The 26,449-nt window shown below is 59.3% G+C and carries 18 protein-coding genes; 9 read left to right on the top strand and 9 right to left on the bottom strand.

Annotation, left to right across the window (positions count from 1 at the left end):
- Positions 1-9: 9 nt before the first annotated feature.
- From IAE77_RS23340 to IAE77_RS23355, 4 genes are all read right to left on the bottom strand, one after another.
- Positions 10-1,263, bottom strand: coding sequence for an ABC transporter ATP-binding protein (locus IAE77_RS23340; protein ID WP_294231942.1), 1,254 nt, complete (start codon positions 1,261-1,263; stop codon positions 10-12).
- 10 nt (positions 1,264-1,273) lie between these two features.
- The gene (locus IAE77_RS23345; RefSeq protein ID WP_294231943.1) at positions 1,274-2,152 is read right to left on the bottom strand and encodes an ABC transporter permease; all 879 of its coding nucleotides are present in this window, start codon (positions 2,150-2,152) and stop codon (positions 1,274-1,276) included.
- A gap of 127 nt (positions 2,153-2,279) precedes the next feature.
- On the bottom strand, positions 2,280-2,777 hold the full coding sequence (locus IAE77_RS23350; protein ID WP_294231945.1) for a hypothetical protein: 498 nt from the start codon (positions 2,775-2,777) through the stop codon (positions 2,280-2,282).
- Between the two features lie 167 nt (positions 2,778-2,944).
- Positions 2,945-4,183 (bottom strand): glycosyltransferase family 4 protein, encoded by a 1,239-nt coding sequence (locus IAE77_RS23355; RefSeq protein WP_294231948.1) that lies wholly within the window; start codon positions 4,181-4,183, stop codon positions 2,945-2,947.
- A gap of 192 nt (positions 4,184-4,375) precedes the next feature.
- On the opposite strand from IAE77_RS23355, the gene IAE77_RS23360 reads away from it, so the two are divergent.
- The 4 genes from IAE77_RS23360 (at position 4,376) to IAE77_RS23375 (ending at position 9,166) form a co-directional block, all read left to right on the top strand.
- Positions 4,376-5,917 carry a hypothetical protein gene (locus tag IAE77_RS23360; RefSeq protein ID WP_294231951.1) on the top strand — a complete coding sequence of 514 codons (1,542 nt, stop codon included), beginning with the start codon at positions 4,376-4,378 and terminating at the stop codon, positions 5,915-5,917.
- A gap of 74 nt (positions 5,918-5,991) precedes the next feature.
- Positions 5,992-6,894, top strand: coding sequence for a hypothetical protein (locus IAE77_RS23365; protein ID WP_294231953.1), 903 nt, complete (start codon positions 5,992-5,994; stop codon positions 6,892-6,894).
- Positions 6,843-8,033, top strand: a complete 1,191-nt coding sequence (locus tag IAE77_RS23370) for a polysaccharide pyruvyl transferase family protein (RefSeq protein ID WP_294231955.1) — start codon at positions 6,843-6,845, stop codon at positions 8,031-8,033. Before IAE77_RS23365 ends, IAE77_RS23370 begins: the two co-directional genes overlap by 52 nt.
- A gap of 86 nt (positions 8,034-8,119) precedes the next feature.
- A complete protein-coding gene (locus tag IAE77_RS23375) occupies positions 8,120-9,166 on the top strand; it encodes a glycosyltransferase family 9 protein (RefSeq protein WP_294231957.1) in 1,047 nt (348 codons plus the stop codon).
- On the opposite strand, the gene IAE77_RS23380 is transcribed toward IAE77_RS23375, so the two are convergent.
- Together IAE77_RS23380 and IAE77_RS23385 are read right to left on the bottom strand one after the other, a co-directional pair.
- Positions 9,144-9,905, bottom strand: coding sequence for an FkbM family methyltransferase (locus IAE77_RS23380; protein ID WP_294231959.1), 762 nt, complete (start codon positions 9,903-9,905; stop codon positions 9,144-9,146). The genes IAE77_RS23375 and IAE77_RS23380 overlap by 23 nt on opposite strands.
- Positions 9,902-10,576, bottom strand: coding sequence for a hypothetical protein (locus IAE77_RS23385; RefSeq protein ID WP_294231961.1), 675 nt, complete (start codon positions 10,574-10,576; stop codon positions 9,902-9,904). The genes IAE77_RS23380 and IAE77_RS23385 overlap by 4 nt, the downstream gene beginning before the upstream one ends.
- Before the next feature lie 248 nt (positions 10,577-10,824).
- Here IAE77_RS23385 and IAE77_RS23390 point away from each other — a divergent pair, with 248 nt between their 5' ends.
- Positions 10,825-11,994: a glycosyltransferase gene (locus tag IAE77_RS23390; RefSeq protein ID WP_294231963.1), complete on the top strand. Its 1,170-nt coding sequence runs from the start codon at positions 10,825-10,827 to the stop codon at positions 11,992-11,994.
- Positions 11,995-12,060: 66 nt separating this feature from the next.
- Here the strand turns inward: IAE77_RS23390 and IAE77_RS23395 are convergent, their stop codons facing one another.
- Complete coding sequence (locus IAE77_RS23395; RefSeq protein WP_294231965.1) at positions 12,061-13,353, bottom strand: acetylxylan esterase; 1,293 nt, start codon at positions 13,351-13,353, stop codon at positions 12,061-12,063.
- 102 nt (positions 13,354-13,455) lie between these two features.
- Between IAE77_RS23395 and IAE77_RS23400 the strand changes: the two genes are divergently transcribed.
- Positions 13,456-14,466, top strand: a complete 1,011-nt coding sequence (locus IAE77_RS23400; protein ID WP_294231966.1) for a phosphodiester glycosidase family protein — start codon at positions 13,456-13,458, stop codon at positions 14,464-14,466.
- A gap of 23 nt (positions 14,467-14,489) precedes the next feature.
- Here IAE77_RS23400 and IAE77_RS23405 read toward each other — a convergent pair whose 3' ends face one another.
- Positions 14,490-18,137: an FtsK/SpoIIIE domain-containing protein gene (locus tag IAE77_RS23405; RefSeq protein ID WP_294231968.1), complete on the bottom strand. Its 3,648-nt coding sequence runs from the start codon at positions 18,135-18,137 to the stop codon at positions 14,490-14,492.
- Positions 18,121-18,321: a hypothetical protein gene (locus tag IAE77_RS23410; protein ID WP_294231970.1), complete on the bottom strand. Its 201-nt coding sequence runs from the start codon at positions 18,319-18,321 to the stop codon at positions 18,121-18,123. The genes IAE77_RS23405 and IAE77_RS23410 overlap by 17 nt, the downstream gene beginning before the upstream one ends.
- An 87-nt stretch (positions 18,322-18,408) precedes the next feature.
- Between IAE77_RS23410 and IAE77_RS23415 the strand changes: the two genes are divergently transcribed.
- From IAE77_RS23415 to IAE77_RS23425, 3 genes are all read left to right on the top strand, one after another.
- Positions 18,409-19,383 carry a hypothetical protein gene (locus tag IAE77_RS23415; protein WP_294231972.1) on the top strand — a complete coding sequence of 325 codons (975 nt, stop codon included), beginning with the start codon at positions 18,409-18,411 and terminating at the stop codon, positions 19,381-19,383.
- 18 nt (positions 19,384-19,401) lie between these two features.
- Positions 19,402-21,240, top strand: a complete 1,839-nt coding sequence (locus tag IAE77_RS23420) for a FecR domain-containing protein (protein WP_294231974.1) — start codon at positions 19,402-19,404, stop codon at positions 21,238-21,240.
- A gap of 2,829 nt (positions 21,241-24,069) precedes the next feature.
- Positions 24,070-26,449: ELWxxDGT repeat protein (locus tag IAE77_RS23425; protein WP_294231976.1), on the top strand; the 2,380-nt coding region annotated here is incomplete at its 3' end.

The raw sequence follows: 26,449 nt of genomic DNA on the forward strand, positions 1-26,449 counted from the left end.
GCGTTCAGTTTAGATTTTAGCCGCAGAAAAGTTCACGTTCAGGATTCCCAAGTGTTCCACCGGGTAGGAGGAGATCTCCATGCCAGCATCTGAGATGACCTGGATGTCTCCGAGACACTCGTGGTTCACCCACGCGGAATGAGTCCTGAGATAGAGGCCTGCGACATAGTCGCCGGGCATGAGCGGCAGGGTGACGATGTCAAACCGTAGACGGTGGCGGCCTGCGGAGAAAGTTTTAGGCAGGGCCAGTTTGCCACGGCCATCCATCACCCCGGTTCGGACGCCGGCCTGATTGTAAATGATCGGCGCGAAATCTGTGACCACTGTCTCGGAGCTGAACTCCATGTCGAAGATCATGGAGAGAGATTGCCCGGATGCCAGGATAGGCGGGTTCAACTCCAGCCCCAGGATGCGCGTGCCATCCTCCAACGCCACCGGGAAGGAGGGCTGCGCTGCGCGGCAGTCATGCAGATAGCTGTTGATCTCCTGCTCCACATTGCGGCTCTTCACCCTCGCCCTGCCATCCGCAATGCGCAGGATGGACGTGCAGAGGGACTGCATGGCGCTCATATTGTGGCTCACGAAAATCACGGTCTTTCCGAGCTTGGAAACTTTGTCCATGCGGGAGAGGCAGCGCTTTTGAAACTCCGCGTCGCCCACCGCCAGCACCTCGTCCACAATGAGAATCTCCGGCTCAAGGTATGCCGCCACCGCAAAGGCCAGGCGCACATACATGCCACTGGAGTATCGCTTCACCGGCGTGTCCAGATAGGCTGCGCAGCCGGAAAAGTCCACGATTTCGTCCAGCTTAGACGTGATCTCCTGCCGTCGCATTCCAAGGATGGCCCCGTTGAGGTAAATGTTCTCCCGCCCGGAAAGCTCCGGGTGGAAACCGGTGCCCACCTCCAGCAGGGACGCGATGCGCCCCTTCACCTTGATGGAGCCCGAGGTGGGGGCAGTCACGCGTGAGAGCAGTTTAAGCACCGTGCTCTTGCCCGCGCCATTGCGGCCGATGAGACCCAGAACCTCCCCTTGCTCGACCGTGAAATCCACCTCTTTCAGCGCCCATACATAGTCCGTGCTGTCCGCCGCTCCCGCCTTGCGGGTCCGGTCATTGGAGACCCCCACCTTGGCGTAGGGGTCGTCCTTGCCGCGGACCCGGTGCCACCAGCGATTGATGTCATGCTGGATGGTGCCGGTGCCCACCTGGCCCAGGCGGTAAAGCTTGGACACGTTTTCAACCTTGATCACAGAGGAGCGCATGCTGGACAGATCAGACAGTGTCCATGAAGTTTTTTTCGACCCGGTTGAAGACGAGTACGCCGAGCAAAAGAGCAAGGGCCGTGACGCACCCCGAATACACCAGAAGGGGCCAGGAGAAGAATCCCTGGCCTAAATAGATGGCCCGGAAGGACTCGATGATGCCAGTCATGGGATTGCAGGAAAGCCAGAAGCGATACTTCTCCGGCACTGACGAAAGCGGGTAGACCACAGGGGTGGCATACATGGCCAGCTGCACTCCAAAGGCGACTAGAAAAGCCAGGTCACGATACTTCGTGGTCAGCGATGATATGATGATCCCAAAGCCAAGCCCGAGCCCCCCAAGCATGAGTATCAAGGCTGGCGTTCCAACGATGATGCCCGTCACATCAGGATGAAGCACTATGCCTTTCGAAAGGAACCAAAGCAGCGCCACTCCCAAGGTGGCAAACTGGATCACAAACTGAATCAAGGTCGAAATAACAACCGAAAGCGGCATTATCAGACGGGGAAAGTACACCTTGCCAAACAGGCTCGCGTTGTCTTTGAAAGTCGTCGAGGTTTTCGTCAGGCAGGTTGCGAAGTAGTTCCACGGAGTGGTTCCCGCCAGGTAAAACAACAAGGGCGGGAGTCCGTCGGTAGAAATCTTCGCCACACCACTGAAAATGATCGTAAAAGTTGCCGTGGTGAGCAAGGGCTGGATGAAAAACCAAATCGGACCGAGGATGGTCTGTTTATATACGGCAACAAAATCCCTCCAGACAAACATGCGTAAAAGGTCGCGATAATGCCACAAGTCACGGAGGTGTAACTGAAACCAGCCTGAAGTGGGCCGGATCACTAGATCCCATTCTTTTTCATCTTTCGAAGTCATTGATACAGCTTGGAACATGCCGAGAGACGATAAACAATCAGCGCGAATTCACGCTGCCGCCCTCGGTTCCGTGAACCGTTAACGAGGTGGAAAAACATGAATGGATGCGCACGCGAGAGATGGTGCGATGTGATTGACGCGCGAACTATACGAGATTCTCCAAACCAGTGCTGGAGAACAAGGCATTGACCTTTTGGTGCACGCCGCGCGCTAGGCGCAGCCGGCGGCTAATTTCCTTGTGCCGGGCGCTGATGGCGACGGATTCCAGTTCCATCTGCTGCGCCGTGGGGGCGGCCCCCAGCGCCCGCTCAATCTGGGTACCGGCGACACGCAGCTTTTTACGCAGCCTAGGAAGCAAGCCGTTTTTCAAAATCACACCAAAGCGAAGCTCTGCTTCATAAAAGTCCCGCCTGCCCTCGGTGTCCTCCACCTTGTGCACGGCCTGCCAGGCGGCGAGCTGACGCACGGTGATGCTGGCACTAGCCTTGCTGATGCGGAGCTTATGGGCGATTTGGTCTAGACAGAGCGGCTCTGGGCTAAGGTACAACAAAGCAAACAAACGACCAATCAATCGTCCAAACCCGAAAGCACGAGTCGTGTTCCCGCCTGCCTCAATGAACCGGGTCAATTCGCGATCCCACACGACCGAAGATTCAGCGGTCGCTGAGAATACTGTGTTGGAAGCCGGAGCGGAGGGCATTGTTTAGAGAAACCTAAACGCCGTTAGCGTGGTTCACCTACGCTGTAAAGCAGCGATTATGCCTGATTTACATCTATTTGATGAGACACGGAATCGCCACACGACGTCCGTCATGCAACACCCAGTCTTTGTTTGGCGTTCGAAAGCGCCATTGGCGCATCTCCCCGCATTTCATCCAAGGCGTTGCCCAGGCGTTTAACCACAGATGGCCACGTAAACCGCTCCAATCCGCGCTCTCGAGCAGCGGCACCAAAAGCTGCGTTTTTGGCTGGATCCGACAGAAGTTCATGCAGAGCCTCCGCCAATGCGTCCTCATCACCGGCTTTGACGTGCAGTCCCGACACCCCCGGAACGACTTTCTCTGCCACCCCCCAATCTCCGGTTATCACCGGCGCCAGGCCATAGAGCATGGCTTCCGATACGGAGATGCCAAAAGGCTCGTAAAACGAGGGAAGCACAAACACTGAACAACGACGATAAAGCTCGGTGATGATCGCAGCCTCCTCAGGCACTTCTTTTCGCATGAAGCCATGCCAACGCACGCCATCCAGAGGCAGACCTGGCGGAGGTTCACCGCGTGCCCCCAACACGTGCAATACTGAATTCGGCAGGAGACGACGGACGCGTTGGAACGCAGGAAGGAGCACATGCCCGCCCTTGCGCTCAAACTCCACAGCCACGAAAAGCACCTCCTGTGAACCATAGTCTTTGCCAGAATCGACTTCCGGCAAGTCGTCAAGGTTGGCTCCATGGCTGATATTCACGATCCTCCTTCGGTCAACACCGATATCTTTTTCAAAGGATTCGGCGAGATAATCGCCCATGACGAAAACCCGGTCCATCCGGCTGGCCACCCTGCGTTCATAATTCAACGCCTCCTGCGCACGACGCTCGTCAAATCCGCGGGCACCGTAAGGACTCCGAAGGCGCATGGCAATGTTTCCATCGTGATAAGAGGCTAGATACCCGCCTTCCTGCAAGAGTTGGGAGCCATCAAACATAGCACCGATCTGCAGCAAGGTGCCAATCCGGCGATCACGCGGCAGCTTGTTACGCAGGATCCGGGTGAGCTGGCTTCGATAACGGGGGCTCAGATAGTAGCGCATCCTCCACAGCGACTTCTCTCGGTGATAACTCATCGCCAGATAAAGCCATTTTCTCCATCCATCGAGTTCGCATCCTTCGGCACCCAGCAACAATCCCTGCCGCTCACACTCCTTGAAAAAGTAGTAGCTGATACCGGAAAAACTGCGCCGATCGAAAGGGTCGCGGCCCACCAGTCCACTGCCAATGAGACCATAGAAGGCGGATGGATGAGTGGAGGCCGGAATTGCGGATTCATGCAGCATTGCTGGAGTTAGCGTCTCGGGAAAACTCCGCAATGCCCAAAAACAGAGATTGCGAGCCCGCTGGATGTGCCGGCAGGTTGCGAAAGTTGCTTTACAGAAAGCTCCAGTGGATGTTGAAGCCTTTACCCTTCAATCATGCCATCCCCTCTCGCGCCACCCTCGTCACTTGCCAGAACACGACCAGTCTGGATCATGTTCGTGATCGCCGTAGGGCTCTTGGGCGGGTTTTCTTTCCACGCGGGAGGTTTTCAGTCTGATCTCGGTGGCGATCCAGATGAAGCCGCGCATGCTGTCACGTCGCTGATGGTGCGTGACTACCTATCGGACAGCGTTGGTCAGTCGCCGATGAAGTTCGCCAGGGCGTACTATGAAGACTTCCCTCGAGTGGCCCTTGGCCATTATCCTCCACTCTATTATTGCATAGCGGGCCCGCTGCTGCTCCTCAGGCCCTCAACTGACATGCTAATCGCCCTGCAAGTGGTCACCATGGCTGCTTTGGCGACGATAACCTTCATTCTTGGCAGGCACTTCTTGCCTTCTGCGCTTGCAGCGACGGCCAGCATTGGTGTGTGTTTGTTGCCAGTGGCGCTCAAACTGACCCTCCACGTGATGGCGGATGTGCTTCTCGCCCTGACCTGCCTGTGGGCAGTCACGCTGTGGGCCGACTATCTTCGTGCTCCCTCGCTTCGAAAAGCGCTGACCTGGGGGTGTGTTGCGGCAGCCGCCATATTGACCAAGGGGTCTGGAATTGGCTTGTGCCTGGTCCCTCCCCTGGGCACCCTCCTGGCGGGTCGGTGGTGTCTGATGATGACGAGATCATGGTGGTGCTCCGCAGTTCCGGTGGCTGTCCTGGCTGGCCCTTGGATGTTGTACTCGACCAAGATCTCCAAAGAGGGCATGACAAAGCTGACACCGTGGCAGTATTTGCTGGAGGCCTTGCCGTTTCATGCGAAGGCCATGCCAGCGGTGTTCGGCTGGCCACTCACACTGCTGGCGGTGGTTGCCGTTTGCCTTGGCGTGCGAACCTGGAGGAAGAACGGGAAAATGCAGCCAGATTGTGCGTCGCTGATCTCCATGACCGTTGGAATGTCCGCTGTTCTGTTGCTTGTACCTGTTGGTCTCACCTTCCGCTACATGCTCACGTTGGCGCCTGCGATTTTACTCGGAGGTGCGGCAGTGCTGGCGGCGGCTCCATGGTCCCAGAAAGGAAGACTTGGCATGCTGGCTTCTGCTGCTTTGCTGCTGATACTCAGCCTAGCTCCCCTCCAATCTTCAGACGTTCCTCCAAGAAAAGCTGTACATGGATTTGAAGCCGCTGCGCTGAAGACGGGAATTCCGGGCATTGGCGGACACCAGCAAAAATGGCTGGTGGCGTCGGATCCTCGGGGCGAAGGCGCAATCATCGCGGCTGCGGCATTTGCATGTCCCCAACGCTCCCCTTCCCTGTTGCGGGTCTATCGGGGGAGCAAAGAACTGGCCAGAAGCGACTGGATGGGCAGGGATTACCAGCTCTTGCATGCCTCGGAGGCGAGTTTGCTCAAGCATCTGGACGAACTTCAGGTGACCCGCATTTTCCTGGACCTTTCCCTGCCAGAATCCAGCCGCGCCGATCATGAAAACCGACTTCAAGCCGCGCTGGAATCCGCTCCAGCACTTTGGCAGGTCGAACTAGAGCAATCAATCACCCGCGAACCTTGGCACAAAGGACGCCTGCTGGTCTATCGGCGCATGTGATTCGTTGTTTGCCACCGTTGGTTGCGTCAAAATCCTCTCTGCCTCACGCCACCGGCCATCTGAATCTACTGCCGATGAACACGCCTCTACTCTTTCTGATTCATCGGCGGCCTGAGCTGACCCGGCAGGTCTTTGCAGCGGTCCGGCAGGCCCGTCCTGCGACCTTGTTGATAGCCGCAGACGGCCCGATGGATGATCCGAAATGTCGCGAAACTCGAGAAGTGGTCTTGAGCCAGATCGACTGGCCGTGTCGGGTGGAGAAGCGGCTGCTCGTAGTCAATACTGGGTGCAAGACGGCAGTTTCCTCCGCCCTCGACTGGGCCTTTGAATTGTGCGAGAGGCTGATCATTCTGGAGGACGACTGCCTCCCGCACGCTTCGTTCTTTCCCTTTTGCGATGAACTCCTTGACCGGTATCAGGAGGTGTCTGACGTCATGCAAATCTGCGGAAGCAATCTCACCCGCACGGCTCCAGATCAATCCAGCTATCTTTTTTCGCGATTCGGTCCGATCTGGGGCTGGGCCACGTGGCGACGGGCATGGCGGGCCTACGATGTGAAAATGGAAGCCTGGCCATCGGTCCGGAAGACAAGACAGATGGATATTTGGTGTCCTGAACCCTTCGAAGCCGCCTGGAGACGCGAAGTTTTTGACTCTGTTTACCACGGAGCAGTGGACACTTGGGACTACCAATGGGCCTTCGCGAAGCTCCGCTGTGGAGGCCTGAACATTGTCCCTGCCGTCAATTTGGTCTCGAACATCGGCTTTGGACCTTACGCCACTCACACTCACGATCCTGCCGACGCTCGTGCTGCCATGCAAACCCAGGATATAGGCGCACCGCTGGTTCATCCACCGGCCGTGGAGCCGTGGTTGGAAGGCGATCGTGCGTATCTGACGGAAGTTGTCGGACTGCCACGAAGCGCTTGGTCCTTAAAAAGCCTCCGGCGCAGGCTGCGATCTCTTTTTCGCCGATGAAGCGGGTCTGTTTCATTTCCACAGTGCATCACAATGTCGGCGACGACTTTGTTCGTGAAGGCATTCTTTGCCTGCTCAAGTCGCTTCTCGGCGAAGTCGAATCCCGCGTCGTGCACAAACACTTCCCCGCCACCACTCGTGGGGAGTTTTGGAGAATCCTCGATCAAAGGACCCGACATGTCCCTGATTGGCTGCGTTGGCGCTCCCGCCTGTCCGATGTGGCGGATTTCATGCCAGTTGAAGCCGCCACCGATGCTGTGTTGAGCAGCGACCTCGTCATCCAGGCAGGCACACCGGTTTATTGGAAGAACGACTGGTCCTCATGCGCCCGGACCGAGTGGTTCGAACCGCTGATCAGGCGCCGCTGGAAGAAGCATCCTAGACACGTTCCACTCCTGAATCTGGGAGCTGGCTCCTGCCAATCTTGGGGAAGTGATGGTTCCGAGATCATCGCGGATGCCAGGTGCCGCAAGTTCATTCAAGAGTTCACATCCTGGAGCGCGCTGACGACGGTGCGGGATGAACTGGCCAGGCGCATCCTGCACGAGTGCGGCCACGACGTGCCCATGCTGCCTTGTCCATCGATATTAGCCCCTGAATCCGTTGGAGTTGAGCCAGGTGGCGGAGATTTCGTGGCATTGAACTACATGCCATACGGAGGACATTACGATCTGAACCGCGGAGGGCCCCATGCAAAGACGAAATGGGAGCAACAGTTTTGTTCCTCAGTAAAAGAACTGGCTCGCAATCATCCCTGCCTGGTTGTCTGCCACGACAAGGAGGAGGTCGCCGAAGCCGCTCGGCTTTTTCCAGAGATCCCACGCTTTTACAGCGAAGATTGGCGGGAGTACCTGCACACCTACTCACGCTGCCGGGCTGCGGTGGTGAATCGCGTGCATGCCGCCGTAGTGTCGGGTGCCATGGGCCGTCAGGCGCTTCTCATCGGCAATGATTCGCGGTTGCTCACTGCCTCGGAGGTTCCAGGAGTCACCATTCTGCCCGTCAGTGATGCCATGGAAGCACTCCCTCATCGCATGCGAGAACTGCTTCAGGCGCCCGCCACCGCCGCTCCACTCCAATGGATCGCCGAGATGAAAGGGCGCTACCTCGATCTTTTACGCGCAGTTCTTTTTCCATGAGCGCCTGGCTCCGAACTTGTCTCTACCGCATCACGGTGGGACTCCTCCGTCTCATTCCACGTTTTCGGAAGACGCATTACCGGCTTGTGATCATCAAGCTCGACCGGCTTGGCGACGCCGTTCTGTCACTCGGTGCCGTGCGGCTGCTGATCCGGGAATGTGGAAGCTCTTCGAGCCTGCTTGTGGTGTCCCCCATCGCAGAACCTTTGTTCCGCCAGGAATTTCCAGGGGTGGCGTTGCTGGTGATGCCTCCCTTTTGCAGCCGCTTCTGGCCGGATTTTGTGATGGCCATGACGCGTCATGCCGCACGGCTCAGAGCCATCCAGACGGAGCAGCTTGTCATCCTGCGTCATCAAGCCTCGGATTATCTCCATGGCATATCCTCCCTCATGGAGGCCGGCGAGGTGCATGCATCACTCTGGGAGAAAACGTGGGAGCGAACAGCCCTGAACTATCCTGGACTTCATCCAGTCCCATACCCGGAGCAATCCTGTGACGGCTGCCTTGAGTTGGAAGCTCACCGGCGGATCGTTCAAAGCGTCCTGTCCCGCCACGTGGAACACCACGAGATTCTCCCGGCGCTCAATGACCGGCCCGATCATCCAATGCGCACATTGCTGGTCTGTCCCATGACAGGCAGCGAGATCCGGCAGTATCCTGCCGCAAGCCTCGCCAGGGCGCTACGCTCCTTCATCAAGGCTGAACCGGAGATGCCCATCACGTTTTGTCTTCCCGCTGGCGCGCCTCTCACTCCGTGGCTGCAGGCGCTGAAGAATGAAGGGATTGAATCGCAGGTGGATTGGCAGCAGCCGGGGGATTTCCAAGGATTACGTCAGTTGATCAGCCAGGCGAGTCTGGTTCTGGCCCCTGATTCCGCACCTGCGCATCTGGCTGTGGCCATGGACAAACCTGGAGTCTTTTTGCTCGGTGGTGGACATCACGGCATGTTCGCACCCTGGTGGCGCAGCCGTGCCCAGACTTGGCTGACACATCCCATGGACTGTTTTCAATGCCGGTGGAACTGCATTCACCCCGAGCCTCGCTGCATCAGCCACATTCCACCCGACGAGGTAGCTTCGGCATTGCTGCAGATCTGCTACGACCTTCAGATCAGGAGACCGTCTTCGCGGTGAAATAGCAATCCGCGTGCCCGGCATGCGAGGTCAGCACCAATTCAGGCTGGTAATGATTCTCCAGCAGTTTCCGCACCGCCGGCCGGTTCTCATGGCGCACCTCCACGCAGATCGCCCCCGGCAGATAGCGGACCAGGTCCAGCCCCCTCAGCACCTCCACCTCAAATCCTTCCACATCGAGGCTGAGAAGATCGAACTTCGATGGCGCACCGGCTTCATCGAGCACCTCTGTCAATGTGCGGACCGGTGCCTTGATCACCCAGTCGTGCCAGATCATCCCCTGCGTCATTTGACCTTGTCTGGCACGATTGAGCTCCATTTCATCCGAGCCCAAGGCCCCTTCGACATGACTCATGAGTCCGGCATGACGAAGGCGGACGGTGGTTCCAGCGGCTGCTGGACCGCCCAAGGCACAGGCGACTGTGATGCTGCGGCGGCGGAGTTGGCGGCAACGGTCGGCAAGATGTGGAAAAGGCTCGATGAGCACGCCCTTCCAGCCACGAAAACGCTCCAGGTAATAGGTGTTGCTCTGCCTGAATCCATCATTGGCACCCGCTTCGACAAAAAAGCCGTTCCTTTGCGGAAGCAATGCAGCCAGTCTCACATCAAGGCCATGCAGTCCCGGCCGCGACAACCAGTCGATTCCGACCGACTCCAGCCAAGGCCTGACGATGCCGGCCAGTCTTTCGCGTTTCGTTGCACGCGGCAGGCAGAGGGTTGCATCATCTGCCTTGGTCATGTGTTTTGCACCAGGTTGCCGTTCACAGCCGGATTCCACTGCTGGCCGAGGTGCGGGACCACGCATCCGGCACGGACAAAGATCGAGGTGGTCCACGCGTAGTCGTTGACGGGCCCGAAGCCATGGAAATCGATTTCAAACAAGCCGCGCTTCCGCAAATCAGCGCAGATCTGGGGATACCAGTCCGAATTGTCCAGGATCAGCAGGCCACCTTCCGCCAGATGGGGCAAGGCTGCCGCGGCGCATGCTTCACGCTGTTTGCCATCCACCACAATGACCTGAAACATTTGGCCTTCCTCCAAAGCGCGGGACACGTATTCGCTTCCCGTGACGGGGCCGATGACCTTCAAATTGGCCGGAGCACGATGTTTCAACCACTCCGTCCACTCACTTTCACTCTCCACGGTCGTCACCTGCAGGGCACGCCGGGCCCACCACAAGGAACTGCTGCCGGAGCCATATTCGAGAACCGAAGCCTTTGAAAAATCCAACTGGGAGAGGTAGTCCAAGGCGGGATAGGTGATCCATGGGGTCGGCTCGCCGTCTGCCCGCACCGATTGACCTGAGGACTGGCTCCGCCACAGGCCCTTTTTGACAAACAACGTGTGCGCAACCACCGCGGCCTTTGCCAGGGTGGGAGAAATGCGGCGGAGAATGCCAAGAAAGGACATGACGGCTGAATGCGATCGCTGGCTGAGGACCGGATGTATAGGTTGTTCTCCAGCTGAGTCGAGCATAACCCCGGAGGCACCGTCCCCAAAGGCGCAGATTCCGTCCTGTCTGGCCACCGTCGGCGCATGCCCGCCCCAACGACTGCCTAGGCGTCGTTTCCATCACATCCACACTGCCCCTTTACAAATGGCTTGGATGGTGTTTTTCCAAAGCGTGGCTTCCAGGGTGAAGCCCAGGCCAGCAGCACATGCCCACCCCCACCCAGTCTCCAACTCACGCAGAAGGCGCGTCCAAACGTGACTTCATCGTTTTCGGCCCTGACTGGGATCGTCATCCGTCCACCATCCAGCACCTGGCCCGCTGCTTGCTGGACGCCACCCAGGTCATCTGGGTCGAGACGGTCGGCTTGCGTTCTCCGGCGTTCACTTGGCGTGATCTCAAACGCTCAGGCCAGAAACTTGCCGACTTTGCTACGACCCGTCGGGAACTCAGCCGGCCAGATCACCCGAATCTTCACATTCTCTCCCCCGTCACCCTGCCCTTCACTCAGTTCAGGCTGGTCCGCGAATTCAACCTGCGAAGCGTGCAAAGGAGGCTGCGCTGGCTCAATCTGGCTGCAAAGCTCAACAACCCTGTATTGGTGCTCTCGTGTCCCCATCAGGTGGATTACATCGGGCACCTCCGGGAGAGCCGCAGTGTCTATTTCGGCATGGATGACTACTCACTGTGGCTGGGCATGAACTCGGCGCAGGTGCTCAAAATGGAGGAGGAGATGCTGCGGCGGGTCGATGGTGTGGTCACCGTTTCCGATCATCTCGCCCGACACCTCGACCGGCATGGCAAAAAGATCCGCGTCATCACTCAGGGCGTTGATCTCTCCCACTTCACGCTGCCCCCCGTCCGCCAGGCACGCACAGGCATTGAAATCGTCTATTTCGGAATGATCGACGACCGGCTCGATCAGCAGTTGCTGCTCCAGGTCTCCCGCGAATTTCCAGACGCAACTCTTCGGCTCATCGGTCCCCAGTCGCTGGAGCCACGGCTTCTAAAACAGTGCCGCAACATTCGGATCGAACCAGGCGTGCCATACTCCCGCCTGCCGGAAGCCATTGCGACGGCGGACCTCTTCATTCTGCCCTTCGCCGTCAATCCTCTCACGGAAAGCTGCACCCCGCTCAAGTTGAAGGAATACCTTGCCACAGGCCGGCCCGTCGTCTCGACCATGAATCCGACAGTCATGCATTGGAGCGAGCACGTGAAAGTCGCCTCGAATCACGATGAATTCATCGGACACTTGCGCACTGCCCTGGCTGCGCCCCAGCCCGGGGCGGAGCTTGAACGGCTGCGCCAGCGGCTCGCTGGAGAGACTTGGGAGAGCAAGGCAGCCGAGTTCCTGTCATTCGTGAATGAACTCTGATCTTCCCAATCATCACGGTTGATAACCACTCCCGTCTCGCTCGCGGAAATCCTGGCTGATCAGCGCTCACCGCTTCCTCATCTCCCGCACATGCCTGAAGGCCGCCTCTTGCATGAACTTTGAGGCGCCGGGCGTGTTGGTGTGACCGGCGAGGACATCCACATGGATCGATTTGGGTACGGTCAGAGCGTTGTAGGCCGCATAGACGCTCGTCGGCGGGCAGGTCGTGTCGATGAAACCCACGGTGACCGCCGCGCCTTCGCACGTCGCACGCGTGGCGAAGTTGACGTTGTCAAAGTAGCGGGAGACTTGCAACGCGGCGGCATCCGGCTTTCCGTCCGCGTCGTTCGGCACGATCTTCGGCCATCCAGCGATGCGATTGGCCTGGCTGCCGGTGTGATCGCAGCCCGCCGGCACGCCCGCACAGATGAAACTGACGCGCTCATCGAGCCCCGCCGCCGCGAAGGCCTGAAAACCGCCCTGGCTGCTGCCATACACGATCAGCGTCTTCCCATCCCACTCCGGCTGCGCGGTCAGGAAGTCGATGCCGCGGATCAACCGCAGGAACATGCCTTTGAAATAGCACTTCTCGCGATCCTTGTTCCCTTCGTTCCGATAGTCTTTCAATTCACCCGCAGCCAGCGCATCGTAAAACTCCTTCGGCTTCCCGTTCGGAATGCCGTGCGCATTGATGTCGAGCGAGAGCATGCCGCCTTCATTCGCCGCCCAGGCCACGCTGCCCGGATTCGAACTGCGCACACCAGCGCCATGCACGTGCAGGATGGCCGGCAGTGACTTCGGTTTCGCGTTCTTTGGGCGGCCAAAGTAGCCACTGACCGGCTTGCCGAGGCATTCCACCTGCAAATCGAAGGCCTCGACGTTCTTCACCGTCGTCGGCACGGGTGTGAGCGTGGGTTTCAGCGGCACTTGGGCCAGTTCAGCCTTTTGCGCGGCCCAGAAAGCCTCAAAATCGTCCGGCACGGGCATGCTCGGCTTCAGCAGCAGCGGATCGTAACCAGCAGAGGCCATCGCGGTCGCTTTACCACTGCTCACACGCATCAGCAGAAAGCCCGCCTCATCAAGCTTGCCGATGACGGTGGCCTTCCCGTCCTTGACCGTGATCGTCTGCGGCGGCTGCGATTGCACGCCGTCCTTGGACAAAACGCACGTCACCTTGCCCTCCGGCAGTGGTTTGCCATCCTGCGCGGCCTCGATGGTGAAAGTCGCTGTCTCCCCCACTTTGTAGAGCGCGTCAGCATGGTCGGCGGTCGCCTTGAGCGTGAGCACCGGCGGGGCGGTCTGTGCCTGCAAACTGAACGTGATGCCGAGAAGTCCGAGAAAAAGAGATCGGTGAATCATGCGACGATGCTGCGCCAGAGCGTCCGGTGAATCAATCTTCAACTGCGCGAATGACATCCCGCTTGATCGTCCGGCGCAGTGCTTCCATTCTGCCACGCCCTCATGTCTGAAAAGAAACGCGGATGCCTTCGGAAGCTCCTGCTGCCCGCCTTCATCGGTGTGCTGCTCGTCTGGCTCGTCGTGGAGCATTTCTTCAACGTGAACAGCAACCTCGTGGCCGTGGCCGTCCGCGAATCCCGGCAACCGCTCCAGATTCTCTCCAAACGGGGGGAATGGAAGCCCGCCACCGGCCTGACACCGGGTGATTTCGCCGCGGCGCTCATCGAACGGCATGAGGAGCCCGGCATGCGCTGGTCCACGCTGAAAGTGCGCCGTCCCGGCGGCTTCCTGGCGAACGCAGCGCAGCGTGTGTTCGGTGCGGAGTTGCATGTCGTCACGCTCTCACCGGAGCGTTTCGACTTCATGACCACCTTCCAGCCGAAGTTCACGCTCACAACGGCTCGCGAACGCATGGACGACGGCAATCTGTGGTTCTCCATCACCGCCAATTTCCGCGATCCAAAGGGACGCCCGATGGGTTGGGTCTATCACGAAGGCAAGCAGGTGAATCCGCCTTTCGGCGACTGGAGCGGCTGCTTTTTCGTGAAGGATGGCCGTCCGTGGTTCGGCCCGAAATCTCTCCTGAACGACGTGCCCGGCCTGATTCAGGAGGGATCGCAGGTCTATCCCTCAGTGATGAAGAACCACACCATCTTTTCCTATGTGGAGATGAAGCCCGACGAATACTTCGACGGCACGAGAGTCAGCTATCGTGCCCTCGGCGGCATGCGGCAGGATGGGACCATCGTTTTCGTGCTCTCCGGCGACGGCGGCGTGATGAACGTGGGCGAAGTCACTGAAATCGCCCGCAAGCTCGACGTCCAGCACGCCACATTGCTCGACGGCGGCCGCGCCTTGCAATACTCCATCCGCACAGACGACGGTCCCTGGCACTTCCATGCCGCCAATACGGAACTGCCCATTCAATACAAGCTGCTCGAGCGACAGCGCTCGCCGATCTACATCGGTGTCCGCCGCAAAGCCCCGCTGATCGTCAGCGGCACCGGCAAGTAGCGGGGCCATTCCAGGCCCCTCGATCAGCTCAAGACGCTCGTGGCTTCCGCCACCCAATCCGCCCCCGGCAGCGCAAACGGCCGGAAGGTTTCCATGCGTGACTCGTGCTCGGAGTAGAACAAAGCGCGATTGAGGCCCAGCGAGCCGGCTTTGGGTGAGTCGATCAGGCTGGCGCTGTCGTTCGCGCTCATCTGGAAGAGCACGCGCATGCCGAGTTCACTGAGCGCTTTGCGGCTGAGGCAGCGCTGGATGTTGTTCAGCGTGTCGAGGCTGGTGATGAGATGGATGCCGAGCGGCGGGCCTTCGTTGATGATTTCGTTGAGCTGGTTGCCGGGTTTGGGCGAGTCGTCACCGCCGAAGGAGAAATCCTCCTCGTAGCGCAGCTTGCGGAACTTTTGCAGGCCATGCACGAGCAGGAAGATGGGCGGATCGCCCGCGCTGCCTTCGTCGCTGCGGCGTTTCATCTCGGCGTGGATCTCGGCGATGAAATCGGGCGCCTCGTGGCCCTGCGTGACCTTCGCACGCCCTTTGGCGGCAGCGGCTTCGAGGAATGCGACCTCTGGCGTCTCGGCCAGCGCACCGTGGACGAGGTAAAACGTCGGCGCTTTGTCGCGAGGATGTTGTGCGGCGAGTCCGATGATGGCCAGGCCCATGATGGCGGCGATGGCTTCGTCGTTCTGGCCGACGAGCAGCAGATGACGGCCGCTTTGGCGCGGGAACATGGCATCCGTGGGGCCTTTGATCGCGTTGGGCAGGCCCAGCCACACACGCGGATCGGTGGGAGCCTTCGCAGGCGGATTTTCGAGCGCGGCGACCAAAAGCGGGTTGTCACGCACATCGGCCGGCATGTTGCCTTCGAACACGATGGGCCGTTTTTTGGCAAATCCACGTTCCTGGCCGAGTTTCGACACCTTGGCGAGGTTTTCATCGCGTTCCTCGTCGGTGAGCCAGACGACCTGGAAGGGCGAATTGCCCTCCAATGCGCCCGCGGCGTCATTGTAGATGCCTTCACCGGGCCGCGAGAGCAATCGCGCGGCGACATTGCCTTCGTCCATGATCAGCGCGGCGTCGGCTTCATTGCACTGCAAGGCAATGCGGATGACCATCTGGCCCAACGTCGTGCGGGCGAGCGTGTAGGCCCCGCCGAGCGTTTGCGAGCCGAGGAAGACGTGAATGCCGAACGCACGGCCCTGACGCACGATGCGGTCGAGCAGCAACGCGGCACCTTGAGCCACCGAATCGTCCTCGACGAAGAATTCCTGGAACTCGTCGATGATCAGCATGCTGCGCGGCATCGGCTCCGTGCCACCGGCGCGTTTGTAACCTGCCAGATCTTGTGCGCCGAGCTTGCGATACAACTCGCCGCGACGCTTCAGTTCCTCGTCGATGCGTTGCAGCACGCTCAATGCGAACTCGCGATCACTTTCAATAGCGATGACCTTGGCGTGCGGCAGTTTCGCATCGGCGTAGCACTTGAACTCGACGCCTTTTTTGAAGTCGATGAGGTAAAACTCCACCTCGTCCGGGCTGCATGTGAGCGCGAGATTCGTGATGATGATGTGCAGCAAGGTCGATTTGCCCGAACCGGTCTTCCCGGCGAGCAACGCGTGCTGCTTCGTTCCTTTGCCGATGGCGAGGTATTGCAGCTTCGTCGCGCCCGTGCGGCCGATGGCGATGCGCAGCTCGTTCGTGGTGGATTCCGACCACATTTCCTTCGGAGCCACGACGCTGAACGGCACCTGCACGCGATTCGAATCAATGCTGGCCTGTCCGATCTGATGCGCCAGCTCAGCCGCGACGGCATCCGTCGGCGCAGACTCAAGCGTGAGCGTGTTCAGCCCGCCAAACGTGATGACGCCCTTCTCCCTGACGACCCGGAGGCTGTTTTTGCGCAGATCCTCAGCAGCAAGGCCTTCCGGGAGATTGTGGCGGCGATCCCAGTGGATCAGCGTGAACACACCGCAACGCGCACCACTGGTGACGATGCTCTTCAGCCGTGCCATGCCCGTCTCGCTGAAGCCGGCAGGCAGACCGGCGATGACCAGGAAGTGATACTTTTCCGCCACGCTGCCGGCATGCTCGTTGTACTCGGTGATCGTCGCATATTCATTGCGCAGATACATCTGGATCACCTTCTCGACGTGCTCGTTCAGCTCGGCGAGGCGCTCCTCGATGTGATCACGCTGCGTCCAGATGCGCCGGTTGATGAGCAGCGGCTCGTAATCGGCCAGATGCATCAAACCGGCGAAGTTCTGGCCCAGACCGACGGCATCAATGATGGTGAAGTGGGCTTTCCCTGGCGGTGCGAGGCTGAGCAGGTGAAAAACGATGCCATTCATCACATCGGCCACCCATTTGCCACCGTCATCATCGGTTTCGATCAGCAGCGAGCCCTCGCCCGGAAACGCCAACGCAAGCGGCAGGGTGACGTGCTCATGCCCGGCGAGATTGAGCGGCGTGTCCTTTTCCAGCAAGGCGGCAGGGGCGCTCAAATCGAGGCTCAACTGCCCAAACCGGCAGGCGTTTGGAAATGCCTCTCTCGCCTCATAATGCGGCGACCATGGCTTTGACTTCGAGGCTTCGTCGCTGTTGATCTCATCCACGGCGGCGAGCAGTGGCGGCACCTTGGCCTCCCATTCGGCCGTGAGATCGCTCCAGCGTTTCTCCGCGGCCGCGTGCATCCCATTCAACGCTGTGGCGTGCTGATCGATGATCTGCTGGCGTTGCTGGGCCACGGGTCCGCCGTATTCGGCCAGGCTGGCGGCCTTCTGCGCTTCAAACCGCCGCAAGTTGCGGGCGAGCAGACGCTCGTTGCGCGCAAGGCACGCGGGAATTTGCGTGGCCAGGCGCTTGAGCATCGCCGCGCGGTATTTCTCCGCCACCTCGTCCGCCTTGCCCCAGTTGGCGGTGACCTGGGCGTCGGTGGCCTCAAACTCCGCATGGAGGCGTTTCACCTCGTTCTCTCGGGCCATGTTCAACTCCTCGACACAGGCCTCGTAATCCGCGACGGCCTGGCTGAGCAGCGCAAGATCGATGCTGGGCTTGGAGAACATCTTGAGCAGCCCGGAGGTCTTGCCGGACGCCAGTTGTTCCTCAAGAGTCTGGGCATGCGCCTCGATGGCTTCCACACAGGCCGGGATCTCCGAGAGCGTGAGCAGCCCCTCGACACGCGGTGTGCTCCGGCGGCTGAGACGCTCGCCGGAGGCCTTCACCACCGCCAGCAGCCTGTCTCTTGCGGCGGTTAGCCGCTCCAGCAACGAGGCCGCGATGGCGTCGGCCTGCTGCACGCCACGTTTGCGGGCGGAGTCCGCCTGCACGCGACGGATCTGCAGTTTGCCGAGCCAGCGCTCGCGCTCCTTCTGCGTCATCGCGGGCAGATCACGTTTGATGCGGTCCTCATAGCGTTTGAAGGCGGTGGTGCGGGCGGCATGGCGGGCGCGGATCGTCTCGCCATATTGATCCCACTGCCTCGCCGTGTCACCGAGGGTGGCGTTGTGCTGCGCGTCGAAGGCTTCAAGCTGTTGCAGGTGATTCTGCTCCGCGGTGTAGCGCCGGGCACGGGTTTCGCGCGCGATCTGCTCGCTGCGCCGGGCGAAGTCGGCCACGGTGTCACGCAGCGAATGATGGAGGGAGAGAATGCGCGAGGCGCGGAGGTCAGTAGGACTGCTCACAATCTTTGCGGATCTTTTTGAGGAGGACTTCGAGTTCGTTCATCACGGCACCAGTCTTGGTGACCATGCCGGGCAGCGGTTCCAGATAGCGCTTTTCAAACTCCAGCGTCTTGGCGTCACGCCAGTGGACCTTGGTGTTGTGCCAATGCTCGGAAAGCTCGCGGGCGTTTTGGATGAGATTCATGAGTCTGAAGAATAACGAATGCGAACGGGACGGCTAACGAAGGTTGTCCGATCAGTGAGGCTGTGGCAAAAGAAAAACCTCCCGTTCATGAAATACACTGTCTCCAGATTCCATCTGTGTCTCCTGGCGTGCCTGCTCCTGGCAGTGGTTGGCAATGCGAAAGCGCAGATGCTGCCGCAGGTGCAGAACCGCGCGGTGGATGCTATGCGGAACCAGATCAGGCAGGCCGACCAGTCCGCTTCTGGTGTGAGCCCAGATGACAACCACGGTGGAAGAAACGCGCCAGCACCGAAAATGCAGGGGGATGACGAATTCGGCGAGCAGATCATCCTGGCACGAAAAGCGCATGTGGAACCTTGGACGCTGGGAGCGGACGTGCAGTTCTTTCACACCAACAACGTGGCACTGACACCGGACAACACGCTATCCGACACCTACTGGCGCACGGGCTTTTACGCGCAGTATGCGAATCGCATCGTGGGTGACTGGTTCATGGATGCCTCCGTCTCCAGCCATTGGTTTCTACATGGGAAGTATGACTTCTTCGACTTTCATCTGCTGCGCACGGAGTTGGGAGTGACTCGACGGCTGCCATGGCTGAATGACACTTATGCAGGCCTTCACTATTACTGGTTTCACATCGCTGACACCGAGTTTCAGCGGTCGGTCTTCCAGAATCACATGGTCAATCTGAACCTGCAGAAGACTTGGAAAGTGTCGCGTGGACAGCAGTTCATCCTCGGGATGAGCGCTGATCTGAGCCTGGCTGCCCAGCCAACAGGTCCAGGGCGGCATGAATTCACGGCCTATGCCGGACATACACTGAGACTGACAGAAAATTGGACTGTACAGACAGGGTTGCGAGGAGGTTACTTTTACTATCCTGAGGTGAAGCGTGCGGACTGGAATCTGGGCCTCACCGCCGGCGTCTCCTACGCACTGACGGACTGGGCACGGCTCACCTTGTCCATCGCAGGGACGATGAATCGCTCCAACCAGCCAGCCTTTGACTACAACAACTTCGCCACAGGTGCCGGAATGAGCTTCCATGTGTCGTTTTGACCTCCCCCTCTTGCCAACATGAAAAACCATCTTCTGACCTTCCTGACGATGCTTTGTGCCGTGACCGGAGCACCCGGTGCGGATGTGCAGTTTGTGAAGGGAAAAGCGAGCGCACCACAAGGGGCGCAGTTGCAGCCCGGAGACACCTTTGCCACGCGAAACAAGAGCCAGTCCCAGGTGGGCATGAAGAAATCGTTTTTCCGTGTGGGGTCAGATTCGCAGGTCCGGCTGGACAAGGGACAGAAGATTGTGATGGAGAAAGGCGTGATGCTGGTGGGCAGCGATCCCGGGCGCGGGCGGGAGACCGTGGAGGTGAATGTGCCGGGCTACCGGATGAAGGTGCGCGGCTCGGTACAGATCGCCTACTATCCAGGGCAATACCTGAAAGTGACGGTGCTGGAAGGAAAGGTAACCGTAGCGCTGCAATCGCTGGCGGGTGAGTTTGAGGAACTGGAACCGGGCCAGATGCTGATCATCAACCCGAGCGACAAACGCCTGCCGGAACCCGTGGAAGTGGATCTAAGCCGGATCATCGCGACGTCCCAACTGATCACCTCCCCCCTGGGTTCGCCCAGCACCAAGGGGCTGATGGACGCCGCCTCAGGCGCGCAGGGCGGAGATGGCAATCTTTCTCGCACTCCTCTGGTGTTCACGGGGGCCTCGCCAGACATGTATCTGGTGGATAACGCTGCCCGCGGGCGGGTGATGGATGAGGAACGCTCGGTGTTCCAACTGGTGAACGATCTGGCAGATTCCAGCGCGAACGTGGCACAGAAGACTTATGCGGATGGACTGTCCTACACGTCTTTTCCCTTTCCAGCGACAGAGCCTAGCATCCTCATGACGCGCACAGGAGCCAAGACGAAGGAGCTGACGGTCCTTTTGACGAGTGCCGTGGATGATTTTGGCGGGTATCTCGCCCCCGCTGAGTTGCATGGCACCATCCGGGCGGATGCCGACCTTTTCAGCGCCGTGGCAGGGAAAAAGCTAGTCTTTGAGACGCAGGAATTCGGAGTGGATCCTTTCAATGATTATTCATTGCAACTAGCGGCAGGCACGGACCTGCAGACGCCTTCGGAGGTTGGGATCGGCCTCCGCGGTGCCCTGGGGGTGACTGGCACAAACGCGACGGTGCAGGCCGGGAACGCCACACACCCGGACGAGGTTCTCGAAATTCGTGCCACCGAGCGGGACATCTCGTTCACTCAGAGCACCCTGACTGCTTACACTGTGACACTGGCAGGCAGCACTGTGAATACCGGGCCGGAACAGCAGATCACCCTGGACCAGACAACGGTGACAGGCCGGAACACGGTGACGGTGGGTGCCCTGGAGTCACGGACACGTGTCACGCTGCAGAATTCGACTCAACTGGCTGCATTGCTCAGTCACCTCACGGTGCAATCCAAGGGAGCGCCAGTCACCCTCGACGGCTCGACGCTGACTGCGGAGGCCAATCTGACCGTGGATGCCATGGATGCCACCGACCCAGGAGCCAACGGGCTGGTAACACTGAAAAACGCCAGCTTGTCCGCAGATGTCATCCGGGTGCGCAGCTCAGTAGCCGGAGGCACCGGGCTTTTGATCGATGGAGGAACCTTCAATGCGGATTCCCTGCTGAAATTTTACTCCGCAGGGGCCTCCTCGGTGCTCTTCCGCGGAGATGTGACGGTAAACAGCCCGCATGCGATTTTTGCGGGTCAGACAGTGCAGGTGGAGGCGGGGGGCAGTGTGAACGTGAGCGGACAGGCAGACATTTACTCGAACAACCACCTGTACAACTCGGCTGGTTTCGGAACTATTTCGGCAGGCGGCGGATTGCAGTCCCTTCCTTTGTCCTCGGCACCAGGATTTTAGCTTGGCGGACGGTCCGGAAACTTTTTGCGTAATGAACCGGGGCGGAGTGGCTAACAGGAGGCTGGCAGCCTTATAGGCCGCCCCTCCGCGCGGCACAACCTCACGATGGGAGCAAATAGGGCTTGCCGCCCATAAGTTTTTCTGGCGTACAATTGCCTCAATTCTCTAGTTTAAGCATCATCTTTTCAAAATTGATCCGTCATGTTCAGTGTTACCCGACAGTTAGGAGTTATTGCGCTGCTGTGGACGGCTTTCGGTGATGAATCCGCCTCTTTGCTGGCCCAAACCGCCCAAACGATCACGTTTGAGCAACCACCGCCGAAATTGCCCACAGCGGCACCATTTGCGCTCTCTGCGACGGCATCCAGTGGCCTGCCGGTGAGTTTTGAGGTCGTGGCAGGGCCAGCGACGGTCTCCGGGGCTACGGTGACACTGACGGGAGCACCGGGCGGAGTAACGCTGAAGGCGAGCCAGGCTGGAAATGGGAGCTTTTTGCCTGCGGCGGATGAATACCGGAGTTTTGTGGTAGCGACAGGGTTTCAGAGTTTCACCAAGGTGGTGAGCAGCCAGGCAGCAGTCCATACGCTCGCGATCCGAGCGGACGGAACTCTGTGGACGTGGGGAGATAACGGAAGCAACCGATTGGGAGACACAGGAACATCACGCTACACACCAACACAGATCGGTGTGGCGACGAATTGGACGGATTTGGCTGCTGGTGGTGCCCATTCTTTGGGCTTGCGGGCTGATGGCAGTCTCTGGGCCTGGGGAAATAATTCCAACGGCAGATTGGGGGATGGAACGACGACTACGCGCAGCGTGCCGACCCAGATCGGAAGTGGCTCGACCTGGACTGTAATATCGGCTGGAAACGACCATTCGGCAGCGGTGCGGTCTGATGGGACACTCTGGGTGTGGGGCTGGAATGGAAATGGTCAACTCGGGGATGGGACGACGACGCAAAGCATTACGATGAAGCAGGTGGGGACAGCGACAAATTGGCGGTTTGTGGCATGCGGTGAAGCTTACACGCTGGCTATCAATACCAGTAACGAACTGTGGGCTTGGGGGAACAATGGAAACGGTCGGCTGGGCATAGGCAACACGACCCAGCAGCTCTCTCCCGTGCGAGTGGGTACTGCGGCGGACTGGAGCGTGGTAAGTGCTGGCAATGCGAGTGCAGCCGGTCTGCGTACGGACGGCAAATTGTATGCCTGGGGTTGGAATGGATTTGGGCAAATCGGGGACGGCACACTCACACAGCGGACCTCACCCGTGCAGATTGCCACTGGAGTAACATGGTCGTCAGTAGCCTGCGGAAACGGATTCACGACGGCCCGGAGGCCAGATGGGAGCATCTGGGCATGGGGGAACAATTCTCAAGGCCATCTGGCCGATGGGACACGCACCCCACGCAGCAGTCCTACAAGAATTGGCACGGCAAATGACTGGACCGCCGTCATGGCGGGAAGCAATCACCTGCTGGCCAGCAGAAGCGACGGCTCGGTCTGGGTGTCGGGTCATTCGAGTGGTATGCCAGGGGTGTTGCCAAAAAATTTGGCACTCGCGGCCGTAGGCACTGGAGAAGTGAGCCTGCTTACAGGGGGAAATGACACCGTGCATTATTTGAGTTCCGACAACAAAATATGGGGTTGGGGGAGCAACGGTAGCGGTGGGGTCGGTGATGGAACCACCGTGGACAAATACTCCCCAGTGCAGATCGGTTCAGCGAGCGACTGGGTACGAGTGAGTGACGGCACGAGCGGATTCAGTCTAGCGATCAAGAACGTTGGTGAACTCTGGGCTTGGGGCATCAACGGAAATGGACAGTTGGGACTCAATGACACGAGCAACCGCAGCACCCCTGTGCGGGTGGGAACGGCGTCCGATTGGGTTCGGGTCAGCGCGGGTTCCAGCCACGGCCTGGCAATCAAGGGTGGCGAACTATGGGCCTGGGGACTGAATTCGAATTCCCAACTCGGCGATGGCACGACGACTCAGCGCAATGCGCCCGTGCGGATCGGCTCGGACACGGACTGGTCAGAGGTGTTTGCAGGTTACACTTCCTCCTACGCGATCAAGAATGATGGCTCACTCTGGGCCTGGGGGTCCAATTCCGACGGGCGACTCGGGGATGGTAGCGGAGTAACACAAAGCGCTCCGGTGCGTGTGGGCACGGATAATGATTGGCTCAAAATCTCGGCGAGCAATCATGTGATAGCACAGAAAACGGATGGCTCCATTTGGAGTTGGGGTTGGAACGGTGGTGGTCAGCTGGGCAGTGGAAACACGACAAGCCGGAGCCTGCCTGTGCAGGTGGGCACCGCCACGGACTGGACTCAAATCCATGCTGGCAATGTGCACTCGGCGCTGATCAAGTCAGACGGTTCTTTCTGGGTCTGCGGGCAAGGTCTCTACGGGCAGCTCGGCATGAGTGCACCAGCAAACGTGACGAGCCTAACTCAGGTGGGTAGTGACAAAAGGTGGAGATTGGCCGCAGGTGCCAATGCGTGGACGCTTGCGACACGCTCCGACCAGACGCTTTGGGGGGCTGGGCCGAATTCTTTTGCCAGACTGCTGGGGGCGGGACGAAACCCCACGGTTTTGGCCCCGGTCCTGCCACAGCTCCAAGCGCAGACGGTCTCAGTGCCGATGGCGGTGTCGATTCATGGCCCGGCAGTGCGGGCAACAGCCAGCAGTGGCCTTCCAGCACGTGTGGATCTGATTTCCGGCCCGGCGACAGTCAGTGGTGACTCAATCACGGCCACTGGAGCGGGAACAATTGAGGTTTCCGTTTCTCAGGCGGGGGATGACTCAGCATGGAATGCCGTGGTGCCCACGGTTTTCACATTAACGGTCAATAATGCGCTCACACTGAGCTTTTCGGCCGCTGGTGGAATCGGACACACCGAGGAGGGATTCAACGCAGGTACTTCAAGCCTTACTTCGACGCTGAGTTATGCGCCGACTGTCGGCGACGTGCTCACGGTGGTGAACAATACAGGCTCCAGCGCGATCACGGGCACGTTTCCGGGGCTGCCGCAGGGGGCATTCTACTCCATGACATTCGGAGGCAGCAGTTACGCCTTCCAGATCAGCTACACGGGCGGTGACGGAAATGACATCACGCTGACCTGCCTCGAACCGGCTGAGATTGCGCTGGAGCAGCCAGCCGGGACCACGCGGCCGGACGGAGCGCCTATTGGGTTTGGGACGATAGCCCTGGGGTCAACGGTGACACGCAGTTTCACGGTGAAAAACACCGGAACGGGCACGCTGACCATCACGGGTATCACGCTCGACGGGGTGGCGGCGGGGGATTACACCGCTGGCACGCCAGCGACCTCCACCGTGGCGACTGGGGGCAGCACCACCTTTGATGTGACCTTCAATCCTGTGACCGCAGGTGCGCGGAATGCGGTGTTGCATGTGCTCAGCAGTGATGCGGACGAGGCTTCCTATGAAATCGTCCTGGTGGGTGTGTGCTCCGGTCCGGCGAGTCCCTTGAGCCTCGTGCAGGATATCAATCAGGTGGGGAATACTGGCTATTCGAGCGGAGGAGCGCTATTCAACGGTACCTACTACCTGCCGCGGACCACGCTTGAGCAAGGCACCGAACTCTGGAAGACGGATGGCACACTCGACAGCACTCTTTTGGTCAGAGACATTGCGAGCGGCACTACTGGCAGCAATCCGGCCAATTTTGTCGCGGCAGGGCAGTGGTTGTACTTTGCCGCTTTTGACAGTAGCAATGGCACCGAGTTGTGGAAAACCGATGGGACCTCAGCGGGCACCAGTTTGGTACTCAACATCAATGTCGGCTCCAGCAACTCCAACCCGGCGAACCTGACAGCGGCCGGAAACGTGATTTTCTTCACCGCCACTGACACCACCAGCAACGGAGCCGAACTTTGGAAAAGCGACGGCACAGCCGCAGGGACGGTGATGGTCCAAAACATCCATCCGACGGTGAATAGCAGCTCTTCACCATCCAACCTGACTTACTTCAATGGCAGCCTGATTTTCACCGCCAACAACGGCACCAACGGCACCGAAATCTGGAAAAGTGACGGCACCAACGCGGGCACGGCCATCCTGAAGGACATCAATTCCGGCGCATCGAGCTCCTCGCCGGCCAACTTCACGGTGGTGGGCAGCACGCTGTTTTTCACGGCTACGGACCCCACGAACGGCACGGAGCTTTGGATGACGGACGGCACCACCGCTGGCACGATCCTGGTCAAGGACATCAATGCGGGCACCGCAGCCAGTTCACCCGGGTTTTTGCGAAATCTCAACGGAACGCTGGTGTTCCGGGCAACTACAGCCACCCAGGGGAACGAGCTTTGGAAGAGTGACGGAACTCTCGCTGGAACGGTGCAGGTGAAGGACATTCTCTCAGGCACTTCCAGTTCCAACCCGTCCAGTTTGACGGTGATTGGCAGCCAGGTGTTTTTTGCTGCCACGGGTCCATCAACTGGCACGGAACTATGGGCCAGTGACGGCACGGATGCGGGCACGGCCCAGGTGAAGGACATCCTCGCAGGCGGCACCGGCTCTTTCCCGACCGCCCTGCTGGCTTTTGGCAGCCAGCTTCTGTTTTATGCCAACGACGGCACGAATGGGCTCGAGCTGTGGAGAAGCGATGGCACCGAAGCGGGCACGACGCTGGTCAAAGACATCCAGGTCGGCAGCAGCAATTCAAACGTGTCGAACATGGCCGCCATTCCTGGGGGTCTGGCCGTGTTTGCAGCCACGGACGGCGTCCATGGTCAGGAGCTTTGGCGGACGGACGGCACCACGGGCGGCACCTACATGCTGGGGGACACGTTCATTGGCACGGGAGGCTCCAGCATCGGGAACCTGCGTGCCTTCAACGGCGGGCTGATGTTCAGCGCTTCAAACGGCCTGCTGGGACTCGAACTCTGGCAGAGCGATGGCACCCATACAGGCACACAGATCATCAAAGACATCAATCCCGGCAGCAATTCGTCCGCTCCGTCGAGTTGGGTCCTGATGGACGGAAAGTACTATTTCGCGGCTGGAGATTCAGCCTCGGGCACGGAGCTCTGGAGCACGGATGGCACAGCGGTGGGCACCACGCAGGTGAAAGACATCTTTACCGGCTCCACCAGTTCCTCACCGTCGAATCTCACTGTCCTAGGCAACACTTTGTACTTCACCGCCAACACCAGTGCGGCCGACCGCG

Source organism: Prosthecobacter sp. (assembly GCF_014879935.1).
In the GTDB taxonomy this organism is placed as follows: Bacteria; Verrucomicrobiota; Verrucomicrobiia; order Verrucomicrobiales; family Verrucomicrobiaceae; genus Prosthecobacter.